The sequence below is a fragment of the Gordonia desulfuricans NBRC 100010 genome, assembly GCF_001485495.1.
GTDB classification, from domain to species: domain Bacteria; phylum Actinomycetota; class Actinomycetes; order Mycobacteriales; family Mycobacteriaceae; genus Gordonia; species Gordonia desulfuricans.
The window spans coordinates 1-16,684 of the sequence record NZ_BCNF01000152.1 but is presented as its reverse complement, the minus strand read 5'-3'; the positions used below and the strand labels follow the sequence as shown (position 1 = coordinate 16,684).

Sequence of the window (16,684 nt, the reverse complement as noted above, 5' to 3'; positions counted from 1 at the left end):
CGGGCCGGAGCCGCCGGACGAGCCTGGGCTGCCGGGGCCTCGGGGGCCGGCGCGGGACCGGGCTTGGGGGCTCCCGGACGCGGACCGGGACGCGGACCGGCGCCGGGCTTGGCGTTCGATCCGTTGGCACCGGGCTTCGGTGCCGAAGAACCGGCTCCACCGGAGCCGTCCTTCTTGGGGAATGATTCGCGGAGTCGACGGGCCACCGGGGCCTCGACTGTCGACGACGCGGATTTGACGAACTCGCCCTGTTCCTTGAGTCGCTCGAGCACCTGTTTGCTCGTCACGCCCAGTTCCTTGGCCAGTTCGTGCACGCGGGCCTTGCCTGCCACTGCTCTCCTCACTATGGAGGCCGAGCGGGGCTGCCCGCTGCGGCCTCGGATTACGTCCGATACGAGGTCATCGTGGTGACTTCACGGTGTGCTCATGTCTTCTGCTACCTGTTCTGGCCCCTTGTCGGGGCCTGTGCTGTCGTCCGTGGCCGGTGCCGGGACTCCGGTTCCGATCACTTCGGTGAGGTCGTCCGGTTCCACGACCAGACGCGGCGTCCTCAGTGCCGCGGCGAATGCGCGTCGCCTCACCGCGGTGGACACACAGTCCTTCCGCGGATGCAGCCACGCACCCCGTCCCGGCATGGTCTTCGCGAGATCGACGACGACGCACTGGCCGTCCTCCCCTGCACGGGCGACAACCCGGATCAGATCCGAGGTGTCGGCCCGCTGCCGACATCCGACACACATCCGAATCGGACGATGCCGGCCGACCCGCACGGAACCCTGCCGCACGGCTCGACGCCGATCACGCCGACCTCCGTCCGTTGCCGGTGCCGACGACTTTCGCTGAACCATCGCTCAGTCTAGCGCGCGTCGTGCCCGGTAGGACAATCGGCCGTCACCGGGCGTCGGGACGGGGCGTTTCGGCACCCTCGGCCGGGCCGGTGTCGGCGTCGGAGCGGATGTCGATCCGCCACCCGGTGAGCCGGGCGGCGAGTCGGGCGTTCTGCCCCTCCTTGCCGATGGCCAGCGACAGCTGGTAGTCGGGGACCACCACGCGCGCCGCCTTGGCCGCCTCGTCGACGACCTCCACCGACACAACCTTCGCCGGCGACAGGGCATTCCCGACGAACACCGCCGGATCGGAATCGAAGTCGATGATGTCGATCTTCTCCCCCGCCAGCTCGCTCATCACGTTGCGCACACGCTGGCCCATCGGGCCGATGCACGCACCCTTGGCGTTGAGGCCGCTGACCCCGGTGTGCACCGCGATCTTGGACCGGTGACCGGCCTCGCGGGCGACGGCGACGATCTCCACCGAACCGTCCTCGATCTCGGGGACCTCGAGCGAGAACAGCTTGCGCACCAGGTTCGGGTGGGTGCGCGAGAGGGTGATCTGCGGGCCGCGCTGGCCGCGGGCCACGCCCACCACGTAGCACTTGATCCGGTCGCCGTGGCGGTAGCTCTCGCCCGGCACCTGCTCGGCCGACGGGATGATGCCCTCGGTGGCATTGGCCTCGTTGCCGATCTGCACCACGATCATGCCGCGGGCGTTGGCACGGGCGTCCTGCTGCACCACGCCGCCGACGATCTCGCCCTCGTGCGCGGCCAGCTCGCCGAAGCTCTTCTCGTTCTCCGCATCCCGCAGCCGCTGCAGGATGACCTGCCGGGCGGTGGTGGCCGCGATGCGGCCGAAACCCTCGGGGGTGTCGTCGTACTCGTGCACCACGTTGCCGTGGTCGTCGAGCTCCTGGGCCATCACGCGCACGGCACCGGACTTGCGGTTGACGTCGATCCGGGCGTGCGGGGCGAAGCCGTCGGTGTGGCGGTAGGCGGTGAGCAGGGCCGTCTCGATCGCGGTGATCACCGTGTCGATCGAAATACCCTTGTCGGCCTCGATCATCCGCAGGGCGTTGATGTCGATGTTCATCGGGAAGGACTCCTATTCACTTGTCGGTGTCATTCGTTCGAGTTCGGTGGGTCCGGAATCGCGACGACGAGCGATCTCGTCCTCGTCGAGTCCGCATCGCTGCAGTTCGGCGACGCTGGGCCGGGAGAAGTCCACCTCCACCGCCGCCGCGGCGACGGTGGCGAACGGCACACTGCGCATGCCGATCCGGCCCTTGTTGTTGCTGACGATCTCGACCGCGTCGTCGGTGATGGCGCCGATCCGGCCGGTGATCGGGCCGTCGTCGGTGGGCTTGCGCTCGGCGTCCGGGGTCAGATCGATGCGGACCTTGCGTCCCTGCGCGCGGCGCCAGTGGCGGGGCAGCGTGAGAGGCCGGCCGATGCCGGGCGAGGTGATCTCCAGGCCGTAGGCGTCCTCGGAGACGTCCGGATGGGCGTCGAGGACCTCGTTGATCTCCCGGGTCAGATCGCCGAGCAGGTCGAGGTCGGTACCACCGTCGCGGTCGACGATCAGGACGATCTCGTCCTGTCCACCGGACGTGGTCACCACGACGTCCTCGAGGTCGAGTCCGCGCGAGGTGACGATGCCTTCGACGAGTTCGCGTACCCGCTCTCCGTCGATTCTCACCGTGTCCTCCTCATGTTCAGTTGTCATCGGTGTTCAGTTGTCTGGGCTGTTCGGTCTTCTGGGCTGTCCCGGGCGGTTCGGCGGTCTGCCGCTCCGGCCGGGCGGTGCTCGGCGGTACCCGGGTCCTGGGTACCGGGCCGACGGTGTCGGGCCGACGGTGTCGGTCCAACCGTGTCGGTCCAACGGTGTCGGTCGGGCCGATCACGGCCTCTGCGAGCGCACACCATGCTAGAGGATGTCGGCCGGGAATCGGTCATCCAGCGCGCCACCACCACCGACCCGCACGGCTGGCATCATGTCTCGGGTGACCGACCTGCCGATCGCCCCTGCTCCCCACCCGGCATCCCCGAACCGACGCGCGGTGCTGCGCGGCGGTCTGGTGATCGGCGCCGGAGTGGTGGTCGCGGCGACGGTGTCGGCGTGTGAGAGTGGCCCGACCCCCAACCAGACCACCGCCGAGGCCTTGCTGCCGCTGGCGCGATCGGCCGATGCCGACGCCGCCGCGGCCCGCGACCTCGCCCCGCGCGTGACCGAGTACTCCGCGGCACTCACGGTGGTGGCCGATCAGCGAACCCGGCATGCCCAGGCCCTGACCGCCGAGATCACCCGCCTCGACCAGGACATCGCGGCCCGGGTGTCGGAGACGGCCTCGCCGTCGGCCCCGGTCACCCCCACCCCGACGGCACCGGCGGGGACGGCCACCCTCGACGACCTGCGGACCGCGCTGACCTCCTCGGCCAAGTCCGCCCGTCAGGCGGCGATCTCGCTGTCGGGGTATTCGGCCGGATTGGCCGGTTCGGTCAGCGCATCGACGACGACCCTCGTGGAGGTACAGCTCGGATGAGCACCATCGACTCCCTGACCGCGGCCGCCGACGCGGAGAACGCGGCGATCTTCACCTACGGCGTGATCACCGCATTCGTGACGGCTGCGCGCCGCCCGACCGTCAACGAGAACATCGCCGCGCACCGGACCGCCCGGGATGCGGTCGACGCGGCGATCACCGCGGCCGGCGGCACCCCGCCCCTGGCCGCCGCCGGGTACACCCTGCCGGTGGACGTCACCGATCCCGTCAGCGCCGCGAAGGTGGCGCTGGCCGCCGAGGTCGACTGCACCGTCGCCTACCGCGCGGTGCTCGAGCAGGCCGACGACGAGCAGGCCCGCACCCTCGGCGTCGACGAACTGACCGCCTCCGCGCGCCGCGCCGCCGACTGGCGGGTGGCGCTGGGTGACAAACCCGCCACCGTCGCCTTTCCCGGCGCCCCCGCGACATAGGAAGTCCCGCACCGGACTCCACGCGCGTCAGTCCACGCGGTCGGGTCCACGCGGTCGAGTCCACGGACAGGGCCGCGGGTGCAACGGTCCGGTGCCGCCCCCAGGTGCGCGCCGAATCATCAGGTGCGCGGTAGATCTACCGCGCACCTGATGATTGCGTGGGCATCGGTGCCGGCGGGGATCAGCTCCGGACGGCCGCGGCGATCGCCGACACCGCGTCGGCCACGGGGACCTCGGTGCTCTCGCCGGTGAACCGGTCGCGCAGCTCGACCACGCCGTTGGCGTAGCCGCGCCCGACGACGACCACCGTCGGCATGCCCAGCAGTTCGGCGTCCTTGAACTTCACGCCCGGCGAGGCCTTGCGGTCGTCGAGCAGCACCTCGAGGCCGGCGGCGTCGAGGTCGGCGGCGAGGGTGCCGGCACCGTCGACCGCGGCCTGGTCCTTGTTGGCGATCACCAGGTGGACGTCGAACGGGGTGACCTCACGCGGCCAGCGCAGACCCTTGTCGTCGTGCCACTGCTCGGCGAGCACCGCCACCAGACGTGACACGCCCACACCGTAGGAACCCATGGTCAGCCTGACCGGCTTGCCGGTCTCACCGAGGACGTCCACCTCGAAGGCGTCGGTGTACTTGCGACCCAGCTGGAAGATGTGACCGATCTCGATGCCCTTGGCACTGACCAGGGTGCCCTTGCCGTCGGGCGAGGCGTCACCGTCGCGGACCTCGGCGGCCTCGATGGTGCCGTCCGGGGTGAAGTCACGACCGGCCACCAGGCCGACGACGTGCTTGTTGGGCTCGTCGGCACCGGTGATCCAGGCGGTGCCGTCGGCGACCCGCGGGTCGACGAGATAGCGAACCTCGTTGTCCTGCAGCCCCTTCGGCCCGATGTAGCCCTTGACCAGGAAGGGGTTGGCGGTGAAGTCGTCCTCGGTGAGCAACTCCACCTCGGCCGGCTCCAGGGATGCCTCGAGGCGCTTGAAGTCCACCTCGCGGTCGCCGGGGACGCCGACGCCGAGCAGTTCCCAGTCGGCACCCGGTGCCCGCACCTTGACCAGCACGTTCTTGAGGGTGTCGGCGGCGCTGTAGGTGCCCTCGAGGGCGTCGTTGGCCCAGTCGACCAGCGAGTCGATGGTCGGGGCGTCGGGGGTGTCGTGCACCTTCGCCTGCGGCAGACCGTCGAACGGGATCGGCTCGACCGGCGGGGTGACCACGGCCTCGACGTTGGCGGCATATCCGGACTCGACGCAGCGGACGAAGGTGTCCTCGCCGACCTCGCTCTCGGCGAGGAACTCCTCGGAGGCGCTGCCGCCCATCGCGCCGGAGGTGGCGGCGACGATCACGTACTTCACGCCGAGACGGGCGAAGATCTTCTGGTAGGCCTCACGGTGGGCGTCGTAGCTGGCCTTGAGACCGTCGTCGTCGAGGTCGAAGGAGTACGAGTCCTTCATCACGAATTCGCGGCCGCGCAGGATGCCGGCGCGCGGACGCTCCTCGTCGCGGTACTTGGTCTGGATCTGGTACAGCGTGACCGGCATGTCCTTGTACGACGAGTACTCGCCCTTGACCAGCTGGGTGAACAGTTCCTCGTGGGTGGGGCCGAGCAGCATGTCGACGCCCTTGCGGTCCTTGAGGCGGAACAGCGCGTCGCCGTACTCGGTCCAGCGGCCGGTCTGCTCGTAGGGGTCGCGCGGCAGCAGTGCGGGCAGCAGGATCTCCTGCGCACCGATCGCGTTCATCTCCTCGCGGACGACGTTCTCCACGGCCCGGAGCACGCGCAGGCCCAGCGGGAGCCAGCTGTAGACGCCCGGCGCCGCGCGTCGGACGTACCCGGCACGAACGAGCAGCTTGTGGCTGGGTACCTCGGCATCGGCAGGGTCGTCGCGCAGCGTGCGAAGGAACAGGGTCGACATGCGTGTGATCACGGATGACCAGTTTAGTTATGGTGTTGCGGTGCTCGTCATCCTCCCTCCCTCGGAGACCAAGTCCGACGGTGGCCCGGGTTCACCACTCGACCTCGACGCCCTCTCGTTCGGCGATCTCAACCCCATCCGCAAGACCCTTGGGGATGCATTGGTGACCCTCGCCGCCGACCTCGACGCCAGTCAGAAGGCACTCGGCCTCGGACGTACCCAACTCGACGAGGTCGACCGCAACGCCGACCTGTGGCTCTCGCCCACCCGACCGGCGATCGAGCGGTACACCGGGGTGCTCTACGACGCCCTCGACCATGCGTCTCTCACCAAGGCGGGTAAGGCGAAGGCCACCGAGCGGCTGGCGATCGGATCGGCGCTGTTCGGCGTGGTGCGTGCCGCCGACCCGATCCCCGCCTACCGGCTCTCCGGCGGCTCCAAACTGCCCGGCTTCGGCACCCTGACCTCGGTGTGGAAGCGCGAGTTGTCGGCGACACTCGACGCCGTCGACGACTTCGTGGTGGATCTGCGATCGGGGATCTACCAGCAGCTCGGGCCGGTGTCGGGGGCGGTGACCGCGACCGTGGTGACCGAGGCCGCCGACGGCTCCCGCAAGGTGGTGAGCCACTTCAACAAGCACTACAAGGGGCTGATGGCGCGCGAGCTGGTCCGTACCCGACGCACCGTTCGCGACGTCGATGCACTGGCCGCGGTCCTCGCCGACGCCGGACAGCGGGTCGAGATCGCCTCGCTGGCCGAGATCGTCGTCGTCACCGAGTAGTCCTCCCCCGCCCCGTCGAGTGGGCCCATGAACACGTTCACCGGGCGCCAGATCACGTTCACCGGGCGTCAGATCTCGTTGACCGGGCACCCGAACACGTCCACCGGGCGCCCGAACACGTTCACCGGGCACCCAATCACGTTGACCGGGCACCCAATCACGTTGACCGGGCGTCAGATCTCGTTGACCGGGCACCCGAACACGTCCACCGGGCGCCCGAACACGTTGACCGGGCACCAGATCACGTTGACTGGGCGCCGACGCTCACACGGGGTTCACGGGCCGGTCCCTACACTCGGCGCCATGCTGGTCTGGATCAACGGCGCCTTCGGCGCGGGCAAGACCCACACGGCGTTCGAACTGGCCCGCCGCTGCGGGAACGCGCAGTCGCCGATCCCGAGCTGATCGGATACGGCATCCACAAGGTGTTGCCCGCCCACGCGCGCCGCGACTTCCAGGACCGGCCGCAATGGCGGTCGGCGGTGGTCGCGACCCTCGCCGACGCCGTCGCCGAGTGGGACGGTCCGGTGATCGTGCCGATGACGCTGGTCGACGCCGACCACTTCGACGAGATCATGGACGGCCTCGCCGACCGTGGCGTCGACGTCACCCACGTCTCGTTGTCGGCGACACCGGCGACCTTGCAGCGCCGGCTGCGTACGCGCAGCGGGTACTGGATCGGCCGGGTCGCGGGACGCGAGGAGACATGGGCGATGGCACAGATCGACCGCTGTGTCGAGGCACTCGCCGCTCCTTCGCCGTCCACGTGCCGACCGACGGCCGCTCGCTCGATACCGTCGGCGAGACAATTGCCGGCCTCACCGGACGCACCCTGCGCCGACCGCCGCATCGTGGGCTGCGACGGCAAGTGCGCCGGGTACGAGTGGGACTCGCCCACATCCGATGGTGACGTGGCCGGCTACCCGGTCAACGAGATGGGGTGCCCGGTCAACGCGATCAGGCGCCCGGTCAACGCGGTGAGGCGCCCAGTCAACGCGATCGGACGCCCAGTCAACGCGATCAGGTGCCCAGTCAACGCGATCGGACGCCCAGTCAACGAGGTGGGACGAGGTGGGGCGCCCGGTCAGCGTTTCCGGGTCAGCTCGGGTCGAGGTCCGAGTTGGCCGTTTCCTGCGCGGCCTGGCCCTCGGCGACCTCTTCGGGGGTGAACCGCATGAACAGCACCACCACGGCCGCGATCACCGCGATACCCGCACAGCAGGCGAAGGCCAACCCGTAGCCGTCGGCCTGGGCGGCGAGCTGGGTCTCGTTCATCGTCTCCACCGGAGCGGTGGTGCCGCCTTGCGACAGCGCCCGCGAGGTGACCATCGCGCCGACGATGACCAGGCCGATCGCCCCGCCGAGATTCTGTGCCACCTGGGCGAGCGCGGTGAGCGGACCGATCTCGGTGGGGCCGACACCGGCCACCACCGACAACGTCAGCGGGATCACCGCCAGACCCACGCCGAAGCCGATGACGATCACCGGGATCGCGATGCTCGGCAGATAGCTGGGGTTGTCGTCGGCGATCGACGAGGCGTACAGGCAGCCGAACAGGATCACCGCGCCACCGAACAGCACCAGCCAACGCGGCTGGATCATCAACGCCAGTTTGGAGGCGATGGCCGCGGCCGCGCCGAGCCCGACGGCGAAGGGCACCACGGCCAGACCGCTCTGGATCGGCGTGTACTTGAGAATCCCCTGCAGATACTGGGAGATGAACACCGCCATGCACATCATGATCATGCTGGCCAGGAAGATGGCCCCGAGGGCGGCGACACGACTGGAGTTGTCGAACAGGACGAACGGCAGGATCGGGTTGGCCGCCCGCCGCTCGACGATCACAAACGCGATCAGTGCGGCGGCCCCGAGCACGAACGACACGATCACGATCGGCCGTCCCCACCCGTTGGGGCCTTCGCTCACCGCGAGGACCAGCAGCGTGCAGCCGAGGGTGGCGAGGACGGCGCCGGGCACATCGAGTGCCAGCCGATCGCCTTGCGATTCGCGCAACACGAACAGCGCCCCGATGGCCACCGCGACACCGATCGGCACGTTGATCAGGAAGACCAGCCGCCACGACACCTGGGTCAGGACACCACCGAGGATCAGCCCGGCCACCGACCCGAGACCGGTCATCGCGGCATAGATCGCGAAGGCCTGGCTACGCGGTTTGCCGGGGGCGAAAGTGGTCGCGACCAGCGCCATCGCGGTGGGGGCGGCGATCGCCGCCGAGGCCCCCTGCAGTCCGCGACCGATGATCAGACTCGTGCTGTCCCAGGCCACACCGCACAAAAGCGACGTCAGCGTGAAGGCGGTGACACCGATGATGAACATGCGTTTGCGGCCGAAGGTGTCGCCGAGGCGCCCGCCGAGCAGCATCAGGCCGCCGAAGGCCAGCACGTAGGAGGTGATCACCCAGTTGGCGGTGGACTCCCCCATGTCCAGGTGATCCCGGATGGACGGCAGTGCGAGCGCCGCGACGGTGCCGTCGAGGACCATCAGCAACTGCATCCCCGACAACACCAGGATCGCCAGCCCGAAGACCGGCTGGAATGCGGACGACGACGGGGTCCCCGGACCCGCCCCCGCTCCGCCGGACATTCGGCGTTGCGTGTGGCCCGATGTCGACATGGAGGACGACGCTACCGGCATCTGCCGCGAAGATGCCAATCCCCGATGTCGGATCGAGACGCGGACGACACCTACCCGCCGATGAGAGCGTCGGCGTCGGTGAACCCGGCGACGGCACCGATCACGACTATCGCCGGCGGCTTCAGGTTCTCGTCGGCCGCGGTCTGTGCGGCGTGGGCGAGGTCGGTGCGGACGAGTCGCTGGGTGGGCAGTGAGCCGTTCTCGATCAGCGCGACCGGTGTGTCGGCGGGCCGCCCGCCCTCGAGCAGCGCGGCGGTGAACTTGTCGATCCGTTCGACCGCCATCATCAGGACCAGGGTGCCGCGCAGTTTGCCGAGTGCCGGCCAGTCGACCAGCGAGTCGGGATGGTCGGGGGCGACGTGTCCGGAGACGATCACCACCTCGTGGGTCACCCCGCGATGGGTCACCGGGATACCGGCCGACGCGGGCACCGAGATGGGGCTGGTGATGCCGGGCACCACGGTCACCGGCACCCCGGCGGCCACACACGCCTGCAGTTCCTCGAATCCGCGGCCGTAGACATACGGGTCGCCGCCCTTGAACCGGACGACGAACTTGCCCTCCTTGGCCCGGGCGACGAGCACGTCGTTGATGGCCTCCTGCTTCATCGCCCGCCCGTAGGGCACCTTCGCGGCGTCGATGATCTCCACCTGCGGGCCGAGGGCGGCGAGCAACGCCGGTGGTGCGAGGCGGTCGGCGACCACCACGTCGGCGGCCATCAGCAGTCGCAGGCCGCGCACGGTGATCAGGTCGGGGTCGCCGGGGCCGCCGCCGACGAGGGCCACGCCGGGCGGGTGCGGTGCCTCCTCGACGGCCAGCTCACCGTCGGCGAGGGCACGGGAGATGGCCGCACGTAGCGACGCCGACAGCTTGTGGTCGCCACCGGCGAGCACCCCGAACTGCACGTCGCGGTGGCGTCCCGAGGCCGGGGTGACGGCGGTGCCGTAGCGCGCATCGTCCGCGCGGACGCAGAAGGTGTGGCGCCGTTCGGCCTCGGCGACGACGGCCGCGTTGACCTCCGGGTCGTCGGTGCAGGCCATCGCATACCAGGCGCCGTCGAGGTCCCCGTCGGCGTAGGCCCGCTGATGCAGGGTGATCCCCGGGTACGACTCGACCGCCGGGGTCGCCTCGATCGCGATGACGTGCACGTCGGCACCCACCGACACCAGATTGGGCAGGCGGCGTTGGGCCACCGATCCACCACCCACCACGACCACCTTGCGGCCGGCGAGGTCGAGACCTGCCAGATAGTGGCCGAATCCGGATGCTGCGGGCTCGGGGGACGCGGTGTCGGCAGGGGGCGCAACCATGAGTGAACAGCCTACCGACCGGTGTTCAGAGGGGCAGTTCCCCGGTCCGTCGGATGTGGGCCCACACGTCGGCGGCCGGCACCCCGAGACGATGCGCCGCCGATTGCAGCAGGGTGCCGAGCAGCATCGAACTGCAGTACTCCCCGGCGCCCGCGTCGTCGCTGTGGGTGCGGACCTCGTTCCACCACGTCGGATTGCGGCTGGCCGCGGCCTCGGCCATGGTGATCGCCGCCTCGAAGCCGACCGGCACCTCGGCCACGGCGCTCACGCCCCGGCCCGTTCCTTGCGGGCGGCACGCTCGAGCGCACGGTCGCGGGACCGCTCGAACTTCTCGACCTTGACGTTCATCTCCTCGAGGAAGTCGGCGAGCTTGTCGCGGTACATCTCACCGAGCTCGCCGAAGTCCTCGCGCTCGAAGATCCGCCACTTGCGCAGCACCGGCATCACGACCTCCGACATGTGCTGGGGCAGGTCGTAGATACCGCCCTTGGCGATCAGCACGGCGTTGCGGCGGAAGTTCGGCATGGAGAGGCCGGGCATCTGGAAGTTGGAGACGATCCCGTAGATCGCGGCCATCGCCTGGTCGGGAACCAGGTCGAGCGCCCCGGCGACGATGTTGCGGTAGAAGAGCATGTGCAGGTTCTCGTCGGCGGCCACACGCTGCAGCATGCGGTCGGCGATCGGGTCGCCGCAGGCCTTGCCGGTGTTGCGGTGGCTGACGCGGGTGGCGAGCTCCTGGAAGGAGACGTAGGCCACGGCGAAGAGCATGTCGAAGCTGTGATCGCGCTGGCCGTCGTCCTCGGGCAGCGGGTTGAAGCCGTGGGTCATGTGCGCCATGCGGATCTCTTCGAGTTCCACCGGGTCCACCCCGCGGGTGACGACGAGGTAGTCGCGCATCACGATGCTGTGCCGGTTCTCCTCGGCGGTCCAGCGGCCCACCCAGAAACCCCACGCGTCATCGAGGGTGAAGTTGTCGGCGATCACGCGGTGATACGACGGCAGGTTGTCCTCGGTGAGCAGGTTGGTGATCATCGCGGCCTTGGCGACCTCCGACAGCTGCGACTGCTCGGGGTCCCAGTCGACGCCGCCGAGTGCGGCGAAGTTGCGGCCCTCGTCCCACGGCACGTAGTCGTGGGGGTGCCAGTCCTTGGTCATCTTCATGTGCCGCTCCACCTCGGCCTCGCAGACCGGCAACAACTCGCGCAACAGATCCGACCCGGTCATGCCGGTGTCACTGGTGGCTTGTCCGATGAGGGTGGTCACTGGGACTCCTTGTTCGATTGGGACGACGGGTTCGGTGCGGCACGCCGTCGCCCACCTAGTCGTGGGCGCGTCGTGAGACCCCGGTCACAGGGTCGGGCCACGCACTCCGGCCGATTACCACTCTCGTCTCGGTCACACCTGTCACACCTGTGCCGAAGGTCCCGTTCCGGTGGGGACCGATGTCGCGAATCGGTTTCACCCGGTGCGGTAGTTTCAGATCATGTCCACCCCGTCCATCACGCCTGTGCGCGTGTATCTCGTCGACGATCATGAACTGGTGCGGCGCGGTCTGCGCGATCTGCTCGGCACCGCCGACGACATCGAGGTGATCGGCGAGGCCGCGACCGTCGGCGAGGCGAAGGTCGGCATCCTGGCTACCAAACCCGACGTGGCGGTGCTCGACGTCCGGCTTCCCGATGGCAACGGGGTGGAGTTGTGCCGCGATGTGCGGGCCGCCGAGCCGTCGGTGCGGTGTCTGATGCTGACCAGTTACGCCGACGACGACGCATTGCTCGCCGCCGTGCTGGCCGGTGCCTCCGGGTTCGTGCTCAAGCAGATCCTCGGCCACAACCTGGTCGCCGCGGTCCGCACCGTCGGACAGGGCGGCTCCCTGCTCGACGACCGCAGCACCGCTGCCCTGCTGGCGAAGCTGCGTGACGGCAAGGAGCAGAAGACCGATCCGCTCGCCGAACTCACCCATCAGGAACGTGAGGTGTTCAACCTGATCGGTGAGGGTCTGACCAACCGTCAGATCGCCGAGCGGATGTTCCTGGCGGAGAAGACGATCAAGAACTATGTCTCGCGCATCCTGGCGAAGCTGGACATGCAGCGACGTACCCAGGTCGCGGTGATGGCCACCAAGATCCGCGACGGCAAGATCTGATCCGCACCCGGTCACCGCTCGGGCCCGGAACAGATCGAGCCCCCGACCGGGGGCGCCCTACCCCGCGGTGAGCGGCACCGACCACGTGAGCACGGTGCCACCGCCGCGTCCGCCGGGACGTCCGGGGCGGGTGCGGATGTCGAAGGTGCCATCGCAGACCTCGGCACGGCGGGTGAGGTTCTCCAGCCCGCGGTAGGCGACGGCGGTGTCGATCCCGATCCCGTCGTCGCTGATCTCGACGGTGAGCACCTCGTCGGCGCTGACCGCCACCGAGATGTGCTCGGCCTTGGCGTGTCGCAGCGCGTTCGAGAGCCCTTCGCGCAGGACGGCATCGATGTGCGGGCCGAGGGCCTCGGGCACCACGGTGTCGACCGGGCCGGAGAACTGCACGCTCGGCGCGATGGGCGCATGCACGGCGAGTTCGGAGACGATGTCGAGGATCCGGCGACGCAACGTGGAGGTGTCGTGATGGCCGGGGACGGTCTGCAGGTCGAAGATCGACGTCCGGATCTGCGCGATGGTCTTGTCGAGGTCGGTCATCACCTGGTCGAGGCGTGCGGTGATCGGGTCGTCGGCGGCGCCGTCCCCGGTCTGCGAGGCCCGCCCGGCCTGCAGCGTCTGCACCGACATCCCGATCGCGAACAGTCGCTGGATCACATGATCGTGGAGGTCACGGGCGATGCGGTGACGGTCCTCGAGTACCTCGAGGTCACGCGCGATCTGCTGTTGCTCGGCGTAGACGATGGCCAGCGAGACGATCTCGGCCACACCCATGAGTCCGGAGAGATCCTCGTCGTCCCAGGTCGGTCTGCTGCGATGGGTGATCAGCACCCACCCGAACGCACCGGAGGCCCGCTGTAGCGGCTGCACCGTCGCCCACTGTGCGCCGTCACGGGCGATCGCCTCCCCGATCTCGGCGGCCGGGAGGACCGCGAGCGCGGGTCCGGCGGGCATGGTCAGCCCGCACGCGTCGACGCCGGGCCGGGTGGAGCCGCCGATCTCGGGTTCGTCGGGGTCACCGGTGATCAGGAACACGTCGAGGGCGCCGACCAGTTCGGCGACGTCGACGCACATCCGGGACAGGGTGTCGGACAGGGCGATACCGGCGAGCGGCTCGGACCCGCGGCGTGCCACCAGCTCCAGCCAGCGTTGCCGGGTGCGGGCGCTCTCGAACAGCTGCGCATTGTCTATCGCGATGCCCGCGGCGACGGCGAGCACGGCGATCAGGGTCTCGTCGACCTCACTGAACTCGGGGGCACCCTGCTTCTCGGTGAGATAGATACGCCCGAAGATCGACCCGCGGATGATGATCGGCGCACCGAGGAAGGTGGTCATCGGCGGGTGGTTCGGCGGGAATCCCACCGACGCCGGATGCTGGGCGAGATCGGGGATGCGCAGCACGTGCGGGGAGTCCATCAGCACGCCGAGTACGCCACGGCCGACCGGTAGCGGCCCCATCACCGCCCGCTGCTCGGGGGTGATGCCGGTGTAGACGAATTCCTTGAGCTGCCAGTCGTGTCCGCGCACACCGAGTGCGCCGTAGCGGGCGTCGACCACACCGACGGCCACCTCGATGATCCGGGTCAGGGCACGGTCGAGGTCGAGGCCGCGGCCGACGACGAGCACCGACTCGAGCAGCTCACGCAGGATCTCGGGTTTGTCGGCGCCGTGGGCGGTGAGCGCGTCGAGGGCCTCGCTGATCTCATGCGCCATGACGGTCTCCTTCTCCGACGTCGGCCCGGGCCGCCGCGGCGACGAACCGGCTGATCGCCTGCGGTTGCGCGACCGGATGAACATGCAGGTAGGACGCGTGCACCGATCCCGCGGCGACACCGTCGACGGTAGGTGTGCCGGCGGCATCGCGCCAACCCCACGCGGGGTGCTGCCCGTCGAGATCGACATAGGAGCGGTGGAACTCGTGTCCGGTGACGCGTTCGCCGGTGCGGTAGAGCACCGAGTCGCCGACGGCCACACCGTCGCGGTAGCCCAGTGTCAGGCGCGGCCCGAACCGTCCGACGCCGTCGATCACCCCGGTCATCGGGTGCCCGTCGAGTTCGCGGCACAGGTACAGCAGCCCGGCGCACTCGGCGTGGATCGGCCGGCCGGCCCGGGCGTGGGCGGCGAGGTCGGCGCGCAGGTCGACGTTGGCGGCGAGGTCCTCGGCATGTTCTTCTGGGAAGCCGCCGCCGATCACCACCGCCGCGGCACGTTCGGGGAGGCGGTCGGTGAGCGGGTCGAAGGTGACCACCTCGGCGCCGGCGGCACGCAACATCTCGGGGTGTTCGGCATAACCGAAGGTGAACGCCGCGCCGGCGGCGACCGCGATCACCGGCCGCTCCCCCGATCGGTGGGGTGCCGCCGAGATCTCGGTGTGGGCCCCGCTCTCGGTGTGGGCCCCGATGGCCTCGTCCGCCGACCACGGCGTCACCGGGCCGGTGGTGCGTTGCGAGGCGGCGGCGACGATCCCGGGCAGGTCGAGACCGGTGGCGATCCCGGCGGTCATCGCGTCGACGGCGGCGACCGCCTCACCCCGACGCTCGGCGGCCGGGATCAGCCCGAGGTGCCGGGACGGCACCGTCAACGCCGGATCACGGTGCAGCACACCGTAGACCGGGAGTCCGACCCGGGTGCACGCCTGCCGCAGCACGGTCTCGTGCCGGGCCGATCCGACGCGGTTGAGGATCACCCCGGCGATCCGCACCGCCGGCGAATAGCCGAGGAAGCCGTGCAGCAGCGCGGCCAGTGACTGGCTGTGCCCTGCGGCGTCGACGACGAGGATCACCGGCGCCCCGATCAGGGTGGCGACGTGGGCGGTGGAGCCGGTGCCGATCGGGTCGGCGTCGTCGTCGGTGATGCGGCCGTCGAACAGCCCCATGACGCCCTCGACGACGGCGATGTCGGCGCCCGCGCATCCGGCCGCGAACAGCGGTGCGACGGCGTCGGGGCCGACCAGATTGGGGTCGAGGTTGCGGCCGACACGACCGGCGGCCACCGCGTGGTAGCCGGGGTCGATGTAGTCCGGGCCCACCTTGAACGGCGCGACGGTGTGGCCGGCCGCACGCAGCGCACCGAGCAGCCCGGTGGAGACGGTGGTCTTGCCGCTGCCCGAGGCGGGTGCGGCGATCACGATCGCCGGGATCGCACTCACCGGGTCACCACTCGATGCCCTTCTGGCCCTTGCGTCCGGCGTCCATCGGATGGGCGATCTTGCGCATCTCGGTGACCAGGTCGGCGGCGTCGACCAGGGCCTGCGGGGCACGCCGGCCGGTGATCACCACGTGCTGACGGCCCGGGCGTGCGGTCAGCGCCGACACCACCTCGTCGGTGTCGACCCAGCCCCAGTCCAGCGGGTAGGTGAACTCGTCGAGCACGTAGAAGTCGTGCTGTTCGGCGGCGAGTCGACGGGCGATCTCCTCCCACCCCGCGCGTGCGGCGGCAGCATGATCGTCGTCGGCGTCGGCATTGGAGCGCAGCCAGGACCACCCCTGACCCATCTTGTGCCATTCGACCGGGCCGCCCGCCCCGGTGGAGTCGTGGACCTCGCCGAGCGCGGTGAGCGCCGACTCCTCCCCCACCTTCCACTTGGCGGATTTCACGAACTGGAACACCGCCACCCGCATCCCAGCGTTCCAGGCGCGCATCGCCATACCGAAGGCAGCGGTGGACTTGCCCTTGCCGTCGCCGGTGTGGACGGCCAGCACCGGGGTGTTGCGGCGCTGCCGCGTGGTCAGGCCGTCGTCGGGGACGGAGGTCGGGACTCCTTGCGGCACGGTCGGTCTCCTGGGTGGAAGGGGCTGCGGTCGGGGTTTCGGTGGGCTGGGTCCCGGTCGGCGGGGTCCCGATCGGGGCGGTCAGGCGGCGGAGTGTGCGGGACGCTGCAGGGCGGACACGCTCAGCTGCGCCATCGGCATCAGGTCGGCGCGCAGGTGGGCGGCGAGGTCGGCGGCCAGGCCGAGCCGGATCATCCCCTGTTCGCAGTCGACGACGACGGTGTCGATCCCCTTGGCGCCGATCAGGTCGGCGGCGGCCCGTGCCCGCCGCGGTGCGTCGGCGCCTGCGGTCGCCCGGCCGTCGGT

18 protein-coding genes are annotated in these 16,684 nt (G+C 69.9%); 4 read left to right on the top strand and 14 right to left on the bottom strand.

Annotation, left to right across the window (positions count from 1 at the left end):
• From GD1_RS21475 to rimP, 4 genes are all read right to left on the bottom strand, one after another.
• Nucleotides 1-332 (bottom strand): translation initiation factor IF-2 N-terminal domain-containing protein (locus tag GD1_RS21475; protein WP_174519094.1); only part of this gene is annotated, 332 nt, incomplete at its 3' end.
• An 81-nt stretch (nt 333-413) separates the two neighbouring features.
• Entirely contained in the window at nt 414-740 is a 327-nt protein-coding gene (locus tag GD1_RS21470) for a YlxR family protein (protein ID WP_238403876.1), read from the bottom strand.
• A 151-nt stretch (nt 741-891) separates the two neighbouring features.
• Entirely contained in the window at nt 892-1,923 is a 1,032-nt protein-coding gene (gene nusA, locus GD1_RS21465; RefSeq protein WP_020794023.1) for a transcription termination factor NusA, read from the bottom strand.
• Between the two features lie 12 nt (nt 1,924-1,935).
• Nucleotides 1,936-2,529, bottom strand: a complete 594-nt coding sequence (rimP, locus tag GD1_RS21460) for a ribosome maturation factor RimP (RefSeq protein ID WP_053776400.1) — start codon at nt 2,527-2,529, stop codon at nt 1,936-1,938.
• Between the two features lie 295 nt (nt 2,530-2,824).
• On the opposite strand from rimP, the gene GD1_RS21450 reads away from it, so the two are divergent.
• Nucleotides 2,825-3,373, top strand: a complete 549-nt coding sequence (locus GD1_RS21450) for a hypothetical protein (protein WP_202927105.1) — start codon at nt 2,825-2,827, stop codon at nt 3,371-3,373.
• Entirely contained in the window at nt 3,370-3,804 is a 435-nt protein-coding gene (locus GD1_RS21445; RefSeq protein ID WP_059039492.1) for a ferritin-like domain-containing protein, read from the top strand. The genes GD1_RS21450 and GD1_RS21445 overlap by 4 nt, the downstream gene beginning before the upstream one ends.
• A 181-nt stretch (nt 3,805-3,985) precedes the next feature.
• Here the strand turns inward: GD1_RS21445 and GD1_RS21440 are convergent, their stop codons facing one another.
• Nucleotides 3,986-5,716 carry a proline--tRNA ligase gene (locus GD1_RS21440; protein ID WP_053776518.1) on the bottom strand — a complete coding sequence of 577 codons (1,731 nt, stop codon included), beginning with the start codon at nt 5,714-5,716 and terminating at the stop codon, nt 3,986-3,988.
• Here GD1_RS21440 and yaaA point away from each other — a divergent pair.
• On the top strand, nt 5,715-6,497 hold the full coding sequence (yaaA, locus tag GD1_RS21435; RefSeq protein ID WP_174519092.1) for a peroxide stress protein YaaA: 783 nt from the start codon (nt 5,715-5,717) through the stop codon (nt 6,495-6,497). The genes GD1_RS21440 and yaaA overlap by 2 nt on opposite strands.
• Nucleotides 6,498-6,772: 275 nt before the next feature.
• Here yaaA and GD1_RS25715 read toward each other — a convergent pair whose 3' ends face one another.
• The 5 genes from GD1_RS25715 to GD1_RS21410 all read right to left on the bottom strand — a co-directional run bounded on the left by GD1_RS25715 (nt 6,773) and on the right by GD1_RS21410 (nt 11,725).
• Nucleotides 6,773-7,111 (bottom strand): hypothetical protein, encoded by a 339-nt coding sequence (locus GD1_RS25715; RefSeq protein ID WP_157079575.1) that lies wholly within the window; start codon nt 7,109-7,111, stop codon nt 6,773-6,775.
• Between the two features lie 484 nt (nt 7,112-7,595).
• On the bottom strand, nt 7,596-9,101 hold the full coding sequence (locus GD1_RS21425; RefSeq protein ID WP_020793296.1) for a DHA2 family efflux MFS transporter permease subunit: 1,506 nt from the start codon (nt 9,099-9,101) through the stop codon (nt 7,596-7,598).
• Nucleotides 9,102-9,202: 101 nt separating this feature from the next.
• Nucleotides 9,203-10,462 (bottom strand): uroporphyrinogen-III C-methyltransferase, encoded by a 1,260-nt coding sequence (gene cobA / locus GD1_RS21420; RefSeq protein WP_059039490.1) that lies wholly within the window; start codon nt 10,460-10,462, stop codon nt 9,203-9,205.
• Nucleotides 10,463-10,487: 25 nt separating this feature from the next.
• The gene (locus GD1_RS21415; RefSeq protein ID WP_059039489.1) at nt 10,488-10,730 is read right to left on the bottom strand and encodes a hypothetical protein; all 243 of its coding nucleotides are present in this window, start codon (nt 10,728-10,730) and stop codon (nt 10,488-10,490) included.
• Nucleotides 10,727-11,725 carry an acyl-ACP desaturase gene (locus GD1_RS21410; protein WP_020793071.1) on the bottom strand — a complete coding sequence of 333 codons (999 nt, stop codon included), beginning with the start codon at nt 11,723-11,725 and terminating at the stop codon, nt 10,727-10,729. The genes GD1_RS21415 and GD1_RS21410 overlap by 4 nt, the downstream gene beginning before the upstream one ends.
• A gap of 220 nt (nt 11,726-11,945) precedes the next feature.
• Here GD1_RS21410 and GD1_RS21405 point away from each other — a divergent pair, with 220 nt between their 5' ends.
• Nucleotides 11,946-12,608, top strand: coding sequence for a response regulator (locus GD1_RS21405; RefSeq protein WP_020793069.1), 663 nt, complete (start codon nt 11,946-11,948; stop codon nt 12,606-12,608).
• A gap of 57 nt (nt 12,609-12,665) precedes the next feature.
• Here GD1_RS21405 and GD1_RS21400 read toward each other — a convergent pair whose 3' ends face one another.
• The 4 genes from GD1_RS21400 to GD1_RS25100 all read right to left on the bottom strand — a co-directional run.
• Nucleotides 12,666-14,321 carry a GAF domain-containing sensor histidine kinase gene (locus tag GD1_RS21400; RefSeq protein ID WP_059039488.1) on the bottom strand — a complete coding sequence of 552 codons (1,656 nt, stop codon included), beginning with the start codon at nt 14,319-14,321 and terminating at the stop codon, nt 12,666-12,668.
• Nucleotides 14,311-15,756, bottom strand: a complete 1,446-nt coding sequence (locus tag GD1_RS21395) for a cobyrinic acid a,c-diamide synthase CobB (RefSeq protein WP_059039487.1) — start codon at nt 15,754-15,756, stop codon at nt 14,311-14,313. Before GD1_RS21395 ends, GD1_RS21400 begins: the two co-directional genes overlap by 11 nt.
• 4 nt (nt 15,757-15,760) lie before the next feature.
• Complete coding sequence (gene cobO, locus GD1_RS21390; protein ID WP_059039486.1) at nt 15,761-16,378, bottom strand: cob(I)yrinic acid a,c-diamide adenosyltransferase; 618 nt, start codon at nt 16,376-16,378, stop codon at nt 15,761-15,763.
• 81 nt (nt 16,379-16,459) lie between these two features.
• Nucleotides 16,460-16,684, bottom strand: a 225-nt coding sequence (locus GD1_RS25100) for a vWA domain-containing protein (protein ID WP_507742514.1), incomplete at its 5' end; no start/stop codon positions are given.